The 688-nt window shown below is 37.9% G+C and carries 1 protein-coding gene; it reads left to right on the top strand.

Features of this window, described 5'->3' with window-relative positions; translation table 11 throughout:
* Positions 1-57 precede the first annotated feature (57 nt).
* Positions 58-513 (top strand): hypothetical protein, encoded by a 456-nt coding sequence (locus tag M6F29_RS11990; RefSeq protein ID WP_298160232.1) that lies wholly within the window; start codon positions 58-60, stop codon positions 511-513.
* Positions 514-688 lie beyond the last annotated feature (175 nt).

Here is a 688-nt window from a genome sequence, read left to right as displayed (position 1 = left end):
ATTGTTCTTTGATAACTAACTGATTAAGTTTGTTGATAAAATTAGTGAGGCGATAAGTTGAGATACAAATACGAAAATAAAGCCGAAGCGAGCAAATCAATTCCCGTAAAAAACATTCCTGGATTACCGAATGATATTTTTTTGAAATTTTCGAATTTACACATTCGTTTCTACAACTCTATAAATTTTAGTGGATATTTTTTGTGCACGCTTGCGCTACCAGCATTTAAAGACGATGATGGGTACGTACTTGAAAATGAATTTAAGTTAAAACGATTTGATGACTTGGACGTGGATTTATCAGACTACGATGTGCCGTTACAAGGTCACTCAATAAAAAACCTACAAACATCAATTGCGTGTAATTTCGAAGATAAAGTGGAAATGGGTAGGAGAATACTTGTCTTAAATATGACGATAAAAGGGACTCCTTTTAATGGGTATGTTTTCTTTGAAGAAAATTTGTATACCATTACAGGGCAAGAAACGACTACCAAAAACTTTTCAACATAATTTGGTTGCAAAGCCGGTCTAGAATTTTTGGACAGATCCCCGAATTCTGACAACCAACTATGGTCAGCTGAGTGCTTTGGCTGAAAGCGAAGGTCGGTTTGCCGTAGAGGTTTCTTCGCCTACTCCTCCACCCGCATTCCACCACCACACCCCACTTCTCTACGGTGGCGTCTCA

Origin of the sequence: Ferrovum sp. (assembly GCF_027317285.1) — a bacterium.
In the GTDB taxonomy this organism is placed as follows: Bacteria; Pseudomonadota; Gammaproteobacteria; order Burkholderiales; family Ferrovaceae; genus Ferrovum.
This window is presented reverse-complemented; position numbering and strand designations above follow the sequence as displayed.